The sequence below is a fragment of the Sphingopyxis sp. NFH-91 genome (assembly GCF_021401285.1).
Taxonomy (GTDB): Bacteria; Pseudomonadota; Alphaproteobacteria; order Sphingomonadales; family Sphingomonadaceae; genus Sphingopyxis; species Sphingopyxis terrae_A.
Window position 1 is genome coordinate 98,262 of the sequence record NZ_JACBGA010000005.1, and the last position, 16,454, is coordinate 114,715.

General features: G+C 57.4%; 13 protein-coding genes. 7 read left to right on the top strand and 6 right to left on the bottom strand.

Annotation, left to right across the window (positions count from 1 at the left end; translation table 11 throughout):
- Positions 1 to 51: 51 nt before the first annotated feature.
- Positions 52 to 1,293 carry an NAD(P)/FAD-dependent oxidoreductase gene (locus tag L0963_RS12255; protein WP_234179797.1) on the bottom strand — a complete coding sequence of 414 codons (1,242 nt, stop codon included), beginning with the start codon at positions 1,291 to 1,293 and terminating at the stop codon, positions 52 to 54.
- A 427-nt stretch (positions 1,294 to 1,720) separates the two neighbouring features.
- On the opposite strand from L0963_RS12255, the gene L0963_RS12260 reads away from it, so the two are divergent.
- The 4 genes from L0963_RS12260 to L0963_RS12275 all read left to right on the top strand — a co-directional run bounded on the left by L0963_RS12260 (position 1,721) and on the right by L0963_RS12275 (position 5,133).
- The gene (locus L0963_RS12260) at positions 1,721 to 2,983 is read left to right on the top strand and encodes a phage integrase (protein WP_267960660.1); all 1,263 of its coding nucleotides are present in this window, start codon (positions 1,721 to 1,723) and stop codon (positions 2,981 to 2,983) included.
- Between the two features lie 90 nt (positions 2,984 to 3,073).
- Positions 3,074 to 3,688: a T4SS efffector SepA family protein gene (locus tag L0963_RS12265; RefSeq protein ID WP_234179801.1), complete on the top strand. Its 615-nt coding sequence runs from the start codon at positions 3,074 to 3,076 to the stop codon at positions 3,686 to 3,688.
- Between the two features lie 155 nt (positions 3,689 to 3,843).
- On the top strand, positions 3,844 to 4,440 hold the full coding sequence (locus L0963_RS12270; protein ID WP_234179803.1) for a DUF6088 family protein: 597 nt from the start codon (positions 3,844 to 3,846) through the stop codon (positions 4,438 to 4,440).
- Positions 4,441 to 4,566: 126 nt separating this feature from the next.
- Positions 4,567 to 5,133: a nucleotidyl transferase AbiEii/AbiGii toxin family protein gene (locus L0963_RS12275; protein ID WP_234179805.1), complete on the top strand. Its 567-nt coding sequence runs from the start codon at positions 4,567 to 4,569 to the stop codon at positions 5,131 to 5,133.
- A gap of 68 nt (positions 5,134 to 5,201) precedes the next feature.
- Here the strand turns inward: L0963_RS12275 and L0963_RS12280 are convergent, their stop codons facing one another.
- Both L0963_RS12280 and L0963_RS12285 read right to left on the bottom strand, forming a co-directional pair.
- On the bottom strand, positions 5,202 to 5,591 hold the full coding sequence (locus L0963_RS12280) for a DUF3768 domain-containing protein (RefSeq protein WP_234179807.1): 390 nt from the start codon (positions 5,589 to 5,591) through the stop codon (positions 5,202 to 5,204).
- Positions 5,588 to 5,776, bottom strand: coding sequence for a hypothetical protein (locus L0963_RS12285; RefSeq protein WP_234179809.1), 189 nt, complete (start codon positions 5,774 to 5,776; stop codon positions 5,588 to 5,590). Before L0963_RS12285 ends, L0963_RS12280 begins: the two co-directional genes overlap by 4 nt.
- A 639-nt stretch (positions 5,777 to 6,415) precedes the next feature.
- On the opposite strand from L0963_RS12285, the gene L0963_RS12290 reads away from it, so the two are divergent.
- The 3 genes from L0963_RS12290 to L0963_RS12300 are packed head-to-tail and all read left to right on the top strand — an operon-like array spanning position 6,416 to position 13,726.
- Positions 6,416 to 9,217 carry an SNF2-related protein gene (locus L0963_RS12290; RefSeq protein WP_234179811.1) on the top strand — a complete coding sequence of 934 codons (2,802 nt, stop codon included), beginning with the start codon at positions 6,416 to 6,418 and terminating at the stop codon, positions 9,215 to 9,217.
- Between the two features lie 5 nt (positions 9,218 to 9,222).
- Positions 9,223 to 11,037, top strand: a complete 1,815-nt coding sequence (locus tag L0963_RS12295) for a site-specific DNA-methyltransferase (protein WP_234179976.1) — start codon at positions 9,223 to 9,225, stop codon at positions 11,035 to 11,037.
- Entirely contained in the window at positions 11,030 to 13,726 is a 2,697-nt protein-coding gene (locus L0963_RS12300) for a DEAD/DEAH box helicase (protein WP_234179813.1), read from the top strand. Before L0963_RS12295 ends, L0963_RS12300 begins: the two co-directional genes overlap by 8 nt.
- A gap of 136 nt (positions 13,727 to 13,862) precedes the next feature.
- Here L0963_RS12300 and L0963_RS12305 read toward each other — a convergent pair whose 3' ends face one another.
- The 3 genes from L0963_RS12305 to L0963_RS12315 all read right to left on the bottom strand — a co-directional run bounded on the left by L0963_RS12305 (position 13,863) and on the right by L0963_RS12315 (position 16,233).
- Positions 13,863 to 14,375 carry a sigma-70 family RNA polymerase sigma factor gene (locus tag L0963_RS12305; RefSeq protein WP_234179816.1) on the bottom strand — a complete coding sequence of 171 codons (513 nt, stop codon included), beginning with the start codon at positions 14,373 to 14,375 and terminating at the stop codon, positions 13,863 to 13,865.
- Positions 14,372 to 14,863, bottom strand: coding sequence for a hypothetical protein (locus L0963_RS12310; protein ID WP_234179818.1), 492 nt, complete (start codon positions 14,861 to 14,863; stop codon positions 14,372 to 14,374). Before L0963_RS12310 ends, L0963_RS12305 begins: the two co-directional genes overlap by 4 nt.
- 449 nt (positions 14,864 to 15,312) lie before the next feature.
- A complete protein-coding gene (locus tag L0963_RS12315; RefSeq protein WP_234179821.1) occupies positions 15,313 to 16,233 on the bottom strand; it encodes a nucleotidyltransferase and HEPN domain-containing protein in 921 nt (306 codons plus the stop codon).
- Positions 16,234 to 16,454 lie beyond the last annotated feature (221 nt).

Sequence of the window (16,454 nt, forward strand, 5' to 3'; positions counted from 1 at the left end):
GGATGCGCAATTATATTTCCGTTGGCGGTGAAGCGGTGCAGGTGTTGGCGTTCAGAAAGATCGGTGAAAGCTGAACAGGTCGGCGTCGGGATCGCGATCGCCGCAGATGGTGCTGCGCAGGATTTGAGCCGCCACCATCGAAAAAGTGATTCCGTTGCCGCCATAGCCCATCGCCGCATAGCAATTGGGCATGCGCGGTATGCGTCCCACCGTCGGGATACCGAGCGGACTGTTGCCGAAGCTTCCGGCCCAGGCATAAGCGGGCGTGGGGTCGATAGCGGGAAGCAGCGCCCCGAGCTTGCGGGCGAGCGTTTTCGCCTTGTCCGCAATCTTCGCGTCGCGCGCCGTCGCATCGGAAATATCCTCGTCTTCCCCGCCGCAGATGACGCAGCCGTCAGGGGTTGTGCGAATGTAGAGATAGGGGTCGGACGCCTCCCATATCATGGCCGCGTCGCGCCAGATCCGCTGCGGTTGCGGACGCGTCGCGATCGACCAGGTCGACATAATGTAATTTCCCTTTTTCGAGATGCCTTTCAGCATCTCGTAGCCGGTTGCGAAGACGGCGTGCGCCGCGGTGATCGTGGCCCCGCCGTCGATCTGAAGCTGGACGCCGCTGTCGTTGCTATCCACGCCGATCACCTCGGCAGGCGCGTATAGGCGCATCCCGCGCTCCTGCGCGACCTGCAGATAGGCCGCGGCCAGGCGCCGCGGATCGGCCGAGTAATTGCCGTACCCGACGATCGCATGGCGCCTGCTGATCCCGTAGCGTCGCTCGACCTCGGCAGGGCCGATATATTCGATCTCGAAACCCGCATTGCGCCGGGCATCCGCTTCGACGGCGAGCGCGGCCGGGTCGAGAATATTGCCGTCGAGATACAGCGTCGAGCGCGTGGCAGCGCCGACATCGAGACCAAGGCGTTCGGTTCGTTCGCGCAAGGCGTCGACCGCCAGCCGCGAGCGGCGCCAGATCCGCGTTGCGCGTTCCGTGCCGATCCGCCGGGCCATTTGCGAGAGCGGGAGGTCGATCTCATATTGCAGCATCGCGGTTGACGCGGCGGTCGATCCTGCGGCGGGGCCGCGACGATCCACGACCACCACGCCGAGCCCGGCGTCGCTGAGCGTCTCCGCAATCAGCGCGCCCGATATGCCGGCGCCGACGACCGCCACGTCGCAGCGCAGCGATCGTGCAAGCCCTTTGATTGCAAGCGGGAGGCGACGGTGGCGGAGCCAGATCGGGCGCCCCGTTCGCAGATCGCGATGCTGGGTGACCGAAGGCTCGGACACGCGGGTCATCGCGCCATCGCCCTGAGTGGTTGGCCCTTGATGGGGAAGGCGACTGCCGAACGGAGGTTGACCAAGAGTCCGACGAGGCGAAGCGAGGGGTGCATAACCGTCGCATACTCGCGGCCGCGCGCGCTGGTTCCCACGGGCGGAGCAATGGCGCGCAGATGCAGCGAGCGCTTTGCGATATGGTTTTGCAGTAAATTTGGTCGGGACGAGAGGATTCGAACCTCCGACCCCCACACCCCCAGACCGTATTTTCGGGTGATCGCGTTGCATCCGGATGCACCCCAAAATTGTTGATTTTACCGCAGTTTTCTGCCATTTTTACGGTGTCATCGACGTTGCGTCTGGTGCCCTTTTGTTCCGTCCTAATTCATCAAGTTGCACCACCAGTGCACCACCAGATCGAAATTTGGACATGCGCGAGTGGTAAATCATGCAAACAGCTTTAACCCAATTGGCGGTCGATAAATTGACCACCCCGACCACCAAAATCGATTATCGCGACACTCGGTTGAAAGGGCTCGTTCTTCGAATGATGCCCAGTGGGACCAAGTCTTACTACTGCGAATATGCGCGCGGCAAGCGGGTATGGCTTGGCCGCGCCGACGTGCTCGGCGTGAGCGAAGCACGCGAGAGCGCGAGAGCTATTCTCGCGGATTTCTATCGTGGCATCGATCCCATCGAGGCGCGCAAGCCGAAGGCTGTCATTCCAACCTACCGGGAGTTTCTTGATGGCGATTATGCGGCATGGGCCAAGTCGAACCAGAAGGCGCATGAACAGAATCTCAAGCGCCTCGCCACGGCGTTCAAAACGCTTCTCGACAGGCCACTCGATAAAATCACCGGTCTCGATATCGAGCGGTGGCGGGCAGTCCAGGTCGAACGCGGCTTGAGCAATCAGACGATCAACCGCGATCTCGCCTCGATTAAGGCGAGCTTTAATCGCGCCGTCGATTGGGGGCTGCTAATCGCTAATCCACTAGCAAAGATCAAAAAGTCTCGCGTCGATGATTGCATGAAGGTGCGCTTTTTGAGCGAGGCCGAAGAACCTCGGCTTCGCGCGGCAATCGAGGCCCGTGAAGAGCGCCGACGCGTCGAGCGCGATTCCGCCAATCGGTGGCGCGCCGAGCGCGGCTACGTCCTTCTACCCAGCCTGCGTGACTTCGTGTTCACCGATCATGTAAAACCCCTGATCCTGCTGTCGATGAATACCGGGTGCAGGCGTGGGGAACTTTTCGATCTCACATGGTCGAACGTCGATCTGGACCGGCGCATTCTGACGGTGACCGGGGCAACCGCGAAATCGAGACGCACGCGGCATATACCCCTCAACCGCGAGGCAACTTCTGTGCTGCTCAACTGGCGAGCGCAATGCGAAGATTCCTCCGGCCTTGTCTTCGTGAATGAACAGGGAGAGCGGTTCGACCGCGTCAATTCGTCATGGCGCCGGTTGCTTAAGGACGCAAAAATCACCGAATTCCGTTGGCATGACATGCGCCACCATTTCGCATCGCGCCTCGCGATGGGCGGTGTAGATCTCAACACCATCCGCGAACTGCTGGGACATAGCGATTATGCGATGACGCTCCGCTATGCCCATCTTGCTCCTGAATTCAAACTCAAAGCAGTGGAAGTGCTGGACGAGGCGCGGGAGACTGCGCGCGGTGGCAACAATGTGGTCGCCCTCGTTGGCTAGCAGTGAACGCATGGCCTGCGCTGATTCGACTGAACGGGGGAAGCTGAAACTGCGTTAGAGAATATGTAACATATCTCCCTTGTGCCTTTCGTGAAATATGTTACATATTTCTCTATCGACTGCTTGGTGGAGATCGTTATGATGCCGGTTATACGAATAGACGATGCGACGTTTGCGGGGTTGAGCACGCTGAAGACATGGCTCGGAACGAAAACACCGAGCGAGACAATCGAGCGCGTGGTCAGGGAGGCAATGGAGCAGCTTGGCCTTGAGCGCGACGATGAGCCAGATTGCGACGTTGTGGTCAGTGATCAGGGGACGATGGAGTTCGCCGACGCCCCAGGTCTTTCTTTCACCAAGCCGCTAGTCGCATCGGTGAATGGCAAAGCTATCAAGAGTCCTCGGTGGTCGTCCATCCTTCTAGCCATAATCGCCCATTTGAAAGCGTCAGGTCTAGAAGGTGAAAACCTCGTGCGCGAATTGCATATCCCAGCGCGGGCAGGAAGCTACGTAGGGGAGGGCTTCCGCTACCACCACAAACTCGGCGTCTCGTTGCAGGGGCAATCTGCCTCTGACGCGTGGAAAGAGATCGATCGGATTGCAAAAAAATGGCGCATTCCTGTTACGGTGGAGTTTTGGTGGAGGCAGAACAGCAAGGCCCAATATCCCGGCCGCACGGGAGTCCTACGCTCGGGTAATGCCTGACGCTGTGTGGTCCGGCCTGCGCCAAACGGTGCAGGCCGTAGCAGGCGTCGTTCCAAGCCATACCAGACATTGTGCGACCTTGAGCTTTGCTGCGATCTGGATCGTAATTGATTTCTGTCAGAAACTCGCTTGTATTCCTGACAGGAGATTAAACCATGTCGAACGAGTCCCTCGCCGAACAGATTATGATTCATGCGCACGCCCTGCCGGAAGGCCAGCCGCTGTTCACCAAACAGCTGCTCGGCTTGGGCACGCGCGCAGGGGTCGATCAGGCCCTTTCTCGTCTCGCCAAAAGCGGCGCGCTCTTGCGTGTCGGCCGCGGTATCTATGTGCGTCCGATTGAAGGCCGGTTCGGCACCCGCCCGCCCGAGACCGGCAGGCTGGTCGAAGCGATTGCTGAAGCGCGCGGCGAGACCATTGCTTCGCACGGCGCGGCCGCCGCCAATGCGTTGGGACTTACCACCCAGGTTCCGACGCGCAGCGTCTATCTGACCTCGGGCCGCAGCCGGACGCTCAATCTCGGCAAGCTCAGGGTCGGATTGCAACATGTGCCCGCGTGGCAGTTGACGCTTGCAGGCAAGCCCGGAGGCCAGATTGTACGGGCTCTGGCTTGGCTCGGGCCACAGCGCGCGCAGGAACTGTCGCCCCTGCTCAAGCGGAAGGCGCCGCGTGGCGCGATCGAGGAGGTTGCCCGCGCGCGTATGCGCTTGCCTGATTGGATGGCGCGGCAAGTGAGTGAACTTGCTGGATGAGCGATGCCTTTCTCGATCTTCCGGCAAGCGAGCGGGGTGAAGCGATAAGCTTCGCCGCAAGCGAAAGCGGCCGACCTCCTCATCTTCTTGAAAAAGATGTGATGGTGGTCTGGGCGCTGTCGGTGCTTGGCGCCTCCGCGCGTTCTCCTCGAATTCGGTGCCCGCGCGACCGGCGAGCCTGCCGAGCGCCGAACCATTATTTGCGACGCCGCGACCTATTTGCCGCAGCTCGCGTTTCCGGCCGCCGAGCCGCGCGTGATGCTCGCGACGCGTACCTTCTGGGAAAAGGCGACCGCGATCCATGTCTTCTGCCGTCAGGGCCGGTTCCGGGGCGGCGATCGGTTCGCGCGCCATTGGTATGATCTCGTCCGGCTCGATGATGTAGGCATTGCCGACGAAGCCATCGGAGACACCAAACTCGCGCGGGACGTTGCCCATCACAAACAGCTCTTCTTCGCCGAAAAGGGCGAGGACGGGGCGGCGATCGAATACGCCCAGGTCGTGAGCGGCGGACTCATGCTGGCGCCGGGGGGCGCAGCGCGAGAGGCGCTCGGCGACGATTATTCCCAGATGGTGGCTGACGGGCTAATCCTCGGCGAAGCGCCGACTTTCGATGCGCTGATGGGTCGCTGTGCGGCCATCGCCGAAAAGGCGAATGCCACGGTACCGCATTTCGCGAACGATCAGGGCTGACGTCCCGATGGTCGTAATGGACGGACGAAGATCGGAAACCAAATCAAGCGCCCGACGCTATGGTGTCGTCAATATTCGCTGGCCAGCATTATGGTCAGTACCCGGCGCGTAACGGCGGGATCGGCCGGGTCTTCGCTGCCGAACCGCAGGTTGCGGTCGTAGGCGTCAATCTTCCAGAACACGGTTTCCAAGGGTTTGCCGTCAGCAGGCTTCGCCGCCGTCCACTTGCCATCCCGGGTCAGATAGATCGCTCCGAAATCCCGTTCGCCGTATGGGTTGTTGTCGGGGGTGAAGGCATCATAGGTTTCGATCAACTCCCGTATTGCCGATTGATCGAATGAAGGGAGCGACCGAAATCCCCGTGTCGCAACCGCCGTGCAAGCCACTCCCATCGCTTGCCGGGTAAGGTCATTGAGCCGCGCTATGCGGTCCGACGTGGAAAGGGCGGCGGTGCTCATTGCATTGCCTTCCCGCGCTGCTCGCACATTTCCAGTAGCGCCCCGAAATCTTCGCGCTCTCCCAAATGATCGGCCAGCTGCTGCACACAGGCAAAGGGCAGGCCATTTTCATGCGCTACCTCGCGCAGATAATCGTCGCGGGTTTCCGCCCCGCATTCCCGGTACTTCAAAAGCAAATCCTGCATCTGAACACTCCTTCCTCGGCTGAAAGCCGCACTGCCTGCGGCCATGCGGCCTGCCTTCCGGCGAGGATGGGAGGGGGAGGGTAAGCGGAATCGACGCCCTGGCGCGGGCCAGCGGGCACAGCCCGCCACACGGGGGCGGCTATTCCGCTTCGGGAAACGAGAGGGCAAAGCCCTTGGCGTTCCCGTTTACATGCAAATAGAGGCGATCAGCCTCTCGCCCTCCGCAACGCGGAAATCGACGGTGCCCTTGCACGGTGCGACGCCAGCCGGACGCCCTGCGCGCGGACCTGTGGGCCAGCGGGTGTCCGGCAAGGAGAGAGGCAAGAGCGCCAGCGGGTCAGTCCAAAAGGGCCGCACCCTCAAGGAGCGCAGCGGGAAAGAGTGCGACCGCAGAATCTCCCGCTCATCTTATACCCGCTCCTGATCGTCACCGGATGGCCAAGACTCTAGGCTTGGTTCGCATTAGCGAATAGAGCAGGTTGCCGTGAGGCAGCGCATGCCTCGCTTGACTTACCAGTTACCAAACTATTTCGGATATGGTTTGTACGAAATTGAAGGCCGTTCCAGGAATTTAAGTAACAGAAGTGGACGAATCGAATAGTGTTTACGCAGCTTCACTCACATTATCATGCCCACAAGTTGACCCTAGCGGGTACGGATGACGATGCCTTCACGCGATCGCTCACTTCGGCGCGAGTGGAAATGAACCCACATCAGGTCGATGCGGCACTATTTGCGCTCAAATCTCCACTATCAAAGGGCGTCCTACTGGCTGATGAAGTGGGTCTTGGAAAAACGATCGAAGCGGGGCTAGTTATTTCGCAGCGCTGGGCCGAGCACAAGCGCCGCATCATATTGATCGTACCCGCCTCACTGCGTAAGCAGTGGCAGCAGGAACTATTCGAAAAATTCTCGCTCCGCAGCACGATCATCGAAGCCGCGACATATAAGGCGATGAAAAAGGACAAGATCGGCCGCCCGTTTGAAGCGGCCGATGGCATCGTGATCTCATCCTATGAATTTGCCGCGCGGAAAGCTGATGAACTGCGCGTCGTGAAATGGGATCTAGTGGTTTTTGACGAAGCGCACCGTCTCCGGAACGTCTACAAAAAGGGCGGTTCTCAGCGCGCGAAGGAGCTGAAGGCTGCGCTACAAGACCCCTTTAAAATCCTGCTGACGGCAACACCGTTGCAGAACTCTCTCATGGAACTTTACGGCATCGTCTCGGTGATCGACGAGGAGCATTTTGGCGGCGAAAATGCGTTCAAAGCCCAGTATTCTGGTGCTTCGGCTAGCCCCAGCGCGCTTGATGTTCTTAAGGAACGCCTTGCGCCAATCTGTCATCGGACGCTGCGGAAGCAGGTGCAAAAAGCTGGGCATATCAATTTCAAACGGCGCAACGCTCGCACGTTTACGTTCGATCCGTCGGCTGACGAGCTGATGCTTTACAATAGTTTGTCGGCGTTTTTGCAGCGGAAAGACAGCATCTCCTACGGTGACAAGGCCAACCAGCTTGTCGTCCTGCAAGTCCGCAAAATCCTTGGGTCATCGACCTTTGCGGTTGCCAGCTATCTCGACAAATTGATCGAACGGCTGCGGCGCAAGGAACGCGCGACGCTGGATATTACAGATGATTTGGAAGACATCGAAATCTCTTTCGAAGAAGCGGACATCGATGATGAGGCCGATGAGGCTGAAGCGATTGATCCTGTAAAACTGGCGGCAGAAATAGCCGAGCTGGAAACCTATCTGGACCTGGCCCGCTCGATCGGGAGTAACGCCAAGGGCGAAGTACTGCTCCACCAACTGCCAACGGTGCTCGATGAAATCGCCAACAAGGGCGGCAAACGCAAAGCGGTGATTTTCACCGAAAGCGTCCGTACCCAAAGCTATCTGAACGAGCTGCTCAGCAAGCACGGATATGCGGGGCAGATTGTCTTGATGAATGGCTCCAATGCTGACCTTGCGAGCAAGGATGTCTATGCCGCGTGGAAAGAGCGCCACAAGGGGACCGACAAGATTTCGGGTTCGAAATCGGCCGATATGAAGGCCGCGATAGTCGAAGCGTTCAAAGGAGATGACAAGGCGATCCTGATTGCGACTGAAAGCGGGGCAGAAGGCATCAACCTTCAATTCTGCTCGCTGATCGTGAACTACGATCTGCCGTGGAATCCGCAGCGCGTCGAACAGCGTATTGGGCGTTGTCACCGCTACGGACAGTTGATCGACGTCACCGTGGTCAACATGCTCAATCTCAAAAACCAGACAGAGCAACGCATTCACGATCTTCTTGCCCACAAATTCCATCTTTTCGAAGGCGTTTTCGGCGCAAGCGACGAAGTTTTGGGTACATTGGTCAGTGGACTGGACTTTGAACGCGAAGTGCTTCGCATTGTGCAGGATTGCCGTACGCCCGAACAGGCAGAGTTTGAATTTGGCGTCCTCAAATCGTCGATTGAGGATACCATCAATGCCGATATGGAAGCGGCGCGTGCCAAAGTGTTGGGCGCGCTGGACGCTGAAGTTATAGCCAAGCTCCACCATCGCGAAGCGGAATTGGCCACCAGTGTCCCAGAATTCCGGCAAAGGCTCCTGACTATCGCGAAAGCGGAATTGCCCGGCGCTGCGTTCCCCGCGCCAGACAGCCAGCGGTTCGATCTTGACGGACTCACGTTCACGACCGAGTGGCCGATTGCCGATGACAATGACTGGCAATTCCTGCGCGTGTCGGATGGCCTGGGGTTGGAAATCGTCGAAGCCGCCAAGGCGCGCGATCATGCGAGCCAGTCCGCCGCTCTGACCTTCCGGCCCGATGATTTTCCCTATGCGGGGCAGATGGGTGCGGTGAAGGATTTGGCAGGGCAGTCAGGCTGGATGCGGGTGTTTCGGGCAGTGATGCCGACGCCCGATGCCCTGCGCGAAGACCTGCTGATCGCGTGCACCAGCGATGCAGGGGCGCTTATTTCGGGCGAAGTAGCCGACAAGATGTTCATGGTTCCCGCCAAAGGGACGCCATCCTTCGCGCAGACCGCTCCGGATGAAGCGGCGTTAAAGGTCATAGAACAAACGCAGTTTGCCGCATTTTCGGACAAGATCAAAAACGAAAATTTCGCATGGATTCAGGCTGAAGAAGACCGGCTGGATCGCTATGCTGCGGATATTGAAATTGAGCTAGATGCCCAGATTGACGCGTTGGAAACCGAGGTCAAGGAACTGCAGCGGCAAAAGCGGTCACCCGACCTTTCAATGGAGGACAAGGTGGCGCTCAGTCGCAAGATCAAAAGGGTTGAGGGTGAAGTCGATGACCTCAAATTATCAAAATTTGAACGGCGCAAGAAAGTTCGGCGCGATGTCGTCGACAAGCTCGACGAATTCGCCGAAAGCCTCAACAGGCAACCCACGCTCGCGCCGCTGATGACGCTGCGCTGGACGGTAGAATGAGCAATATGACCAAAAAGACCAAACTTGAACTGACATGGCCCGGCAAGGAAGATCACCCCAAGCTGGAGCCCCGCATTCTGATCGAGAACCCCGACAAAAGCACCCACGCGGCCGCGCGGCGGTCGGACGCTGATATTTTCGATAATAAGCTCATCAAGGGGGACAACCTGCTCGCGCTTAAGGCGCTGGAAGCGGACTATGCGGGCAAGGTGAAATGCATTTTTATTGATCCGCCCTACAATACTGGATCGGCCTTTACCCATTACGATGATGGGTTGGAGCATTCGCTCTGGCTGTCTCTCATGCGTGATCGTCTAGAGATTATCAAAAGATTGCTAACTGATGATGGAACTCTGTGGATTACCATTGACGACAATGAGGCGCATTATTTGAAAGTTCTCTGCGACGAAGTATTTGGACGCGGAAATTTTATCAACCAAGTTAGTTTAAAAATGAAGCTAACATCTGGAGCTTCCGGCGGCGGCGAGGATAGGAAGCTAAAGAAGAATATTGAGTATGCATTGGTATATTGTAAAAATGCTGACACCAATGGCGGATTTAAGAAGTTCAATGATCTTTATGATGAGGAAGATTTATTTGAACTAATTGAGCAGATGAGAGGGGAAGGGAAGAGTTGGAAATACACGCGGGTAATTCATAATTTTGGTAGTAGGGAGTTCGTATCCGAAATTCGAGATGGATCAGGGGAACCAATTAAAATATATCGTCATTATGATGTTGAAATGGAATCAATTAGCTCGTTGATGAAGCGAGAATCTCTCACGGAGAGAGAGTGCTATATCAAGTATTTCGACAAAATTTTCCGCGATACGAATGCTCAAAGCTCTATTCGCACCCGCGTTATGGAAGAAGTTTCCGGGAATGGAGATTTTTTCAGCATTGAATACATCCCTCGTTCTGGAAAGAGTAAAGGGAAGATTACTACCTTATATTATAAAGGTGCAAATTGCGATTTGATTGCATGGCTTTCTGATGTAGCCGTCAAGAAGCAGGGCCGAGTGGTCAAGCTCGAAAAGGTCGGAACATTTTGGGAAGGATTCCCCCTCAACAATCTTACCAAAGAGGGTGGCGTGCAGTTTCCAAATGGCAAAAAGCCGGAGGCTTTGCTCCTAAAGATATTGCAACTTTCTTCAAACGAAGGCGACCTTGTTCTCGACTCCTTCGCCGGTTCCGGCACGACTGGCGCGGTCGCTCACAAAATGGGTCGACGGTGGATAATGGTCGAAATTGGTGACCACGCGGACACCCATATAGTGCCGCGGTTGCAACGGGTCATCGACGGCAGCGATCAAGGTGGGATTAGCAAGGCGGTCGATTGGAAGGGGGGGGGGGGTTTTCGTTACTTCACCCTCGCACCCTCGCTGCTCGCCCAGGACAAATATGGCAATTGGGTGATCGCTCCGGATTATAACCCAGCGATGCTGGCGGAGGCCATGTGCAAGCATATGGGCTTCTCGTATGCGCCATCGGCGAAAGATTATTGGTGTCACGGGGCGTCGACCGAAACCGACTTCATCTATGTCACCACCCAAAGCCTGACACATGAAGCCTGCGCGAAAATATCGCAGGATGTCGGGCCGGATCGTTCGCTGCTGATCTGCTGCAAAGCCTATAGCGCGGAAGCAGAGGCGTTTGAAAATCTGACGCTGGTCAAAATCCCCACTGCCATCCTGCAAAAATGCGAATGGGGCCGTGACGATTATTCGCTCAATATCGCGAAACTGCCGCTGATGGAAAATGACGGTGCGCCCCCCGCCGATGCCCTCCCGCTGTTCGGCGGGGAGAGCGGCGATGAGTGATGCCGTGAACGACACCCGCATCCGTCGCCAGATTGCACAGCGGCTATCCTTGCGCGGCCCGCAGGAACTGGCGCTGGGCATACTCGGCGATGTGCTGACTCGCATGGATTTCAGCGCGCCGTGTGAGCTTGAAGCATTGCTCGGAGAAATCAGGAAGACCTATCCCAGTGTCGAAGCGTTTGAGCGGGATTTCCCCTCGCTCTGCTTCTCGCTCGCCACCGGGGTAGGCAAAACGCGGTTAATGGGTGCGTTCATTTCTTACCTCTATCTCACTGGCCGCTCCAAAAACTTCTTCGTACTCGCCCCCAATACGACGATTTATGACAAGCTGGTCGATGATTTCTCCAGGCAGTCATCACCCAAATATGTGTTTCGCGGCATATCGCAGTTTGCCCAAACGCCGCCTGTGATCGTGACGGGTGACACATGGCAGGAAGGGCGCGGTATTCGCGGGTCCGATCTGTTCGGCAACGAAGCCATCATCAACATTTTTAACGTGGACAAGATCAACCGCGAAAGCGGCAAAATCCGCAGCTTTCGCGAAACGCTGGGCGACAGCTATTTCGACTATCTCTCCAAGCTGCCCGATCTCGTCATGTTGATGGACGAAGCGCATCGTTACCGCGCGAAGGCGGCCGCGCAGGCGGTGTTTGAACTTGATCCCAAACTGGGGCTGGAACTGACCGCGACGCCCAAGACGGTCGGCGGATCGTCAAAGGATTTCAAGAACGTCATCTACCATTACGGCCTCGGCAACGCGATGGCCGATGGCTATGTAAAGGAACCTGCCGTCGCGACGCGCGCGGATTTCAACGCCAAGGATTATGATGCCGACAGCCTTGAAAAAATCATGCTGGAAGACGGCGCGCATTATCACGAGCATGTGAAAACCGAGCTGGAACTTTACGCGCGCCAAACCGGCCGCAAGCACGTCCACCCCTTCATGCTGGTCGTGGCGAAAGATACGATGGAAGCCAAGCGGCTGCGCGACTGGATCGAAAGCGATGCGTTTTTCAACGCGGCCTACAAGGGCCGCGTGGTTGAAGTGCATTCCAACCAGACCGGCGTTGAAAGCGATGAAGCCTCGCAGCGGCTGGTGACGTTGGAGGACGCGGGCGACACGGACATCGTGATTCACGTCAACAAGTTGAAAGAAGGCTGGGACGTCACCAACCTTTACACCATCGTTCCGCTTCGCGCGTCGGCCTCCGATATTCTCACCGAACAGACTTTGGGGCGCGGCTTGCGCCTGCCATACGGTGAACGCACTGGTAACGATGCGGTCGATACGCTGACTGTCATCGCGCATGACCGTTTCAGCGAAGTGATCAGCAAGGCGAAGGAGGCCGATTCACTGGTTCAATTGAAGGCCTTTACCATCGGTGCGGGCGGCGACATTTCGACCGAACCGCAATCCATTATGGAAGTGACCACGACATTTGAAGCGGCGCTGACTGGCAAGGACGTGCCGGTAGGTGTTCGGGAAGAACGGACCCCGTTCATTTTTGACAGCCTTGAAGATCGCCAGATTGCCCAGACCACCATTGACGTGATCCGCGACAAATATGAGCGGCAGTTGACCGGTGGCCTCAAGGATTTGCTCAAGCCCGAAGTTCGAAAGGCGATTGCGGCTGACGTGACGCGGCTTTCCGCTGCGCTTCAGACGCAAGGGGCTTTCGACGGCATCGTGACAGCGCCCGACATTGCCAAACTGGTCGGTATCGTCACTGCCAGCGTGGCTGAGAATACGATTGAGATTCCTGAAATCGTTGTGCTGCCAAGCCGCGAAGTCAATTTTTGGTTCGAGGATTTTGACCTTGGCAGCATGGCCGACATTAGGTTGCAGCCGATCTCCGACCGACTGTTGATCCGTAACCTGCGCGATCAATCGCAACGCGAATTGGCACGGGCCTTGGAAGGGCCGAAAGAGGCGCGGGTCGAAAATTATCTCGTCAAGCACCTGATGGATTACCCCCAGGTCGATTATGACAGCCAGGCCGATCTGCTTTACAAGCTGGCGGGGCAGATGATCGACTATCTGCGCAGCTATCTGACCTCGGAGGAAGATGTTGAGAACGTCGCGCTGGCGCACGGCAAGATGCTCGCCCAACGGATTTTCTCGCAGATGAAAGCACACTACCGGCAAACGCCCGCCGAATACCGGGCGAGCAAGGTGCGGTCGTTCCGCGCCTTGCAGTCGCAGCAATTCAGCTATTCGCTCGCCAAGCTGTTGCCGATGTCACAGGCGGCGATGCCACTTTCGACAACACCCGGCTTCACCTTCACCGGCAGCAGCAAAAGCCCGTATCAGTTCCACAAATTCCATTCCGATCCCGAACGGCGTTTTGCGGTGATGATCGACAGCGGATTTGAAAAGGACGTGTTGCGCTGGCTCAAGCCGGGACGCGGGCAATTCAGGATCGAGTATCAGCCAGGCAAACCCTATGAGCCTGATTTCGTGATTGAGACCGTGACCGAGAAGCTAATTGTTGAGGTGAAAGCCGATAACGAAATGGCCGATCCAATCGTCTTGGAAAAAGCGCGAGCCGCTTCGGAGTGGGTTAAGCATGCCAATGAATTTGCTGCGGAGGGCGATGGGAAGCATTGGCGCTATGCGTTGATTCCGGACAAAGCCATCACGGAAAACGCTACTTTGGTAGGGCTGTTAGCCGCATTTTCGAATGCATAACCGGGCGTCGGCCTTGGCCTTAACCGCTGCCTTCGGCGAGTTAAAGTCATAGCATCCTTCGGCCGGTTGCCCGCAGGCGGGGGCAACCGTGAGTTCTTTACTCTGCTTCACCTTTGTTGACGGCTACGGTCGTGCGTCATTCCTCTCGCGCTGCAACTGCGCGGCGGCACCGCGCCAACGCGCGCATCATGTGATATTCGACGCCCTTCTCACCGATGCCCAGCCGCTCCGAGATTTGGCGATACGTCATGCCTCGTAGGCGATGCATTAAGAAGACGCGCCGGGTCCTGCGTGGCATCGCGCGAAGCGTTCGCCGAAATATTCGTCGTAGTTCGGCGGCCTCGATCCGCTGTTCCTGTTCGGGGAGGGCGGGGCAATCGCGCTCATCGTCGAAGGGATAGATAACGCCCGGACGCCGCTTCTTTTCTCGGGCCTGATTGATGACGAGATTGCGGGCGGAGCGGAACAGATAGGCTTCGGGGTTTTCCACCCTTTCGAATGCTCCGCAGCGCAGCATCCCGGAAAAGGCTTGCTGGACGAGATCGGACGCTTCCTCCCGGCCGACCCTCCTCCTGAAATAGTGGAACAGACGACGGTTCTGGGACCGATAGAATTCGTCGAATGACGCGAATGAGCCGGTGCTGGTCATGGCCGCGCCTCCCGACGATCGCGGGTGGGAAGCGGCGCGTCCCGCGAGGCGCGGTAGAGCGTGATACCGGCCTCGATCCGGTCGAGAATGAAGGTGTCACGCTCGGCCTTGGCGGTGCGGATATCGGATTTGGAGTAGATCTCGACATCAACCGCGCAGCGGTCGCCAAGCTCACGCCGGATGACATCGCGGGCGCGTCGCCAGCAGCATTCGTCCACGAACAGTGGATGATTGACGATGACCCAGAATTCATAATCGGAAAAGTCGATCGTCCGTTGGTCTTCGTACCAACTTCGCCGCGCATAGGGACCGATCAGGATGATCCGCTTGATGACACCCGGTTCGGGCGCCTGCATCCTGTCCGGGTCGAAACAGCCGCGCAGGATGCGCGTGATGCGTTCGATCTCGCGCTGCTTGCGGCGGATAAGATGTCCGACGCGCGCCATTACGACTTCGCGCGCGTAAACGTCGTTCGTTGGGGTGGTCATGGTAAGCTCGCACAACGGCGGTCCGCGCGTTGATGCGCGGATGTGCAAGCGGTGTCCGCTGTGCCGCTGATGCGGCGTCCAGCAACTGCCCGACCGAAATGGCCGAACCTACATGATGCCTGGCAGGGTTATCCTCGGGATGACCGCCAGTCATTTCATCCCGTGGGCAGGATTATGCCAGAATCTGGGAGTTCCGACAAGTTTCGTGCCGGGAGGAAATTTGGCAAAAGTTGTCGTTCCGGAATCGACCGATTGCGGACCTATCCATCATCGTCACCCTGGACTTGATCCGGGGCCTGCCTTCTTGAAGGAATAGGCGGGTCCCGGGTCAAGCCCGGGATGACGGAAGTGGATGAGGCAACGTCTGCTCCCCACCCCACTTTTGACGCTCTGACTTTTCAACCAGCGTGCCGAAACCTGACGCTCGAATGATACGTATCGCCGAACCCTTATCCGCGCGTGGCAGCTTCAAGTTCGGTGATCTTGTCGGTGCAGACCTGATGGACGATGCGGCCAAGTTCTTCGACGTGCGTACCAAGCCAAGTCAGCTCTTCTTCGCTGATCCGGTAGTGTCTGGAATATCTGGCCTTCGTGTAGGCTTCCTTCAACTTCTGGAACATTGCGCGTTCGCGATGCGTGCTCTGCGGCCAGATGCCGTAGAGGCGTCGATCAAGCCCTTCTGCGAGCGAGCGCAGGAAGGCGATATTATGGTTGTAAGGCGTGTAGTAGGTCAGCGTGAGCAGTAGGCCGGCGTAAAAACGCTCCGTGGCCTGATGGAGCAAAAAAGCTGCCTCTTTGGGGCGCTTCTGAACTGCCAAATCACGCGACGTATTTAGCCAAACGACCGCGCCCGGATAATAATCCTCAAAGTATTCTCGCGCGGTAGAAAGCGCCTGCGAAGCGCTCTTCGGCTTCGGCGTCGCCAGTTCGCGGCCATCCGCGTCGTAAAGGGCCACTCCGTCCTTCGCGACCTCCATGAAGAAGACACGACCATGCGCGAGGCCATCGTTCACCTCGTGCAGCGAATGAACGATGAAATTGACCGGAGTGCGCAGTGTCTTCTCGATTGTGTAGGCGCGGATCAACCGTTCTTCTGCCTTCGCCCAATAGGCGGCTCTGTCGGTCAATTCCTTCTGGCTGACGACGACGAGAATGTCGTAGTCAGATTTATACTGGTTCGCCGATAGCGGCGCATCGACCCAATCGCCGCGCGCGTGACTGCCGAACAGGATAATTTTGAGAATTCGGGCGCCCTTGCGCGGACCGGTCGCATTCTCCGTCGCGCCGCGAAACTCATCGAAAATCGTCTCGACGACGCGTTCGAGCTCGCGCTGCTTGGCGGCCGGAAGATGATCGATATCCGTGTGCATGTCTGAGATTCTTCGGCAACATCGCGAGCTTTGGCAAGAACAATTGCGGGTAATTGCTTTCTCTGTGACGCCAACGCCGGGTGTGTTTTCAAGGCGTAGTCGCCGGTGCGATAACGTAAAACCGCAAATTTATCGCCGGAATATCGTTTCGCCAGTGAAGTTGAGATCAAATCTGGCATGAGAGCGGGGGTTGTCGCATAACGCAGCAAGATGTCTAAATC

What these genes read in the sequence shown, in the direction of transcription:
- L0963_RS12255 (WP_234179797.1), bottom strand. Translation starts at nt 1,293, where the DNA reads ATGACCCGCGTGTCCGAGCCTTCGGTCACCCAGCATCGCGATCTGCGA.
- L0963_RS12260 (WP_267960660.1), top strand. Translation starts at nt 1,721, where the DNA reads ATGCAAACAGCTTTAACCCAATTGGCGGTCGATAAATTGACCACCCCG.
- L0963_RS12270 (WP_234179803.1), top strand. Translation starts at nt 3,844, where the DNA reads ATGTCGAACGAGTCCCTCGCCGAACAGATTATGATTCATGCGCACGCC.
- L0963_RS12280 (WP_234179807.1), bottom strand. Translation starts at nt 5,591, where the DNA reads ATGAGCACCGCCGCCCTTTCCACGTCGGACCGCATAGCGCGGCTCAAT.
- L0963_RS12285 (WP_234179809.1), bottom strand. Translation starts at nt 5,776, where the DNA reads ATGCAGGATTTGCTTTTGAAGTACCGGGAATGCGGGGCGGAAACCCGC.
- L0963_RS12295 (WP_234179976.1), top strand. Translation starts at nt 9,223, where the DNA reads ATGACCAAAAAGACCAAACTTGAACTGACATGGCCCGGCAAGGAAGAT.
- L0963_RS12300 (WP_234179813.1), top strand. Translation starts at nt 11,030, where the DNA reads ATGAGTGATGCCGTGAACGACACCCGCATCCGTCGCCAGATTGCACAG.
- L0963_RS12305 (WP_234179816.1), bottom strand. Translation starts at nt 14,375, where the DNA reads ATGACCAGCACCGGCTCATTCGCGTCATTCGACGAATTCTATCGGTCC.
- L0963_RS12310 (WP_234179818.1), bottom strand. Translation starts at nt 14,863, where the DNA reads ATGACCACCCCAACGAACGACGTTTACGCGCGCGAAGTCGTAATGGCG.
- L0963_RS12315 (WP_234179821.1), bottom strand. Translation starts at nt 16,233, where the DNA reads ATGCACACGGATATCGATCATCTTCCGGCCGCCAAGCAGCGCGAGCTC.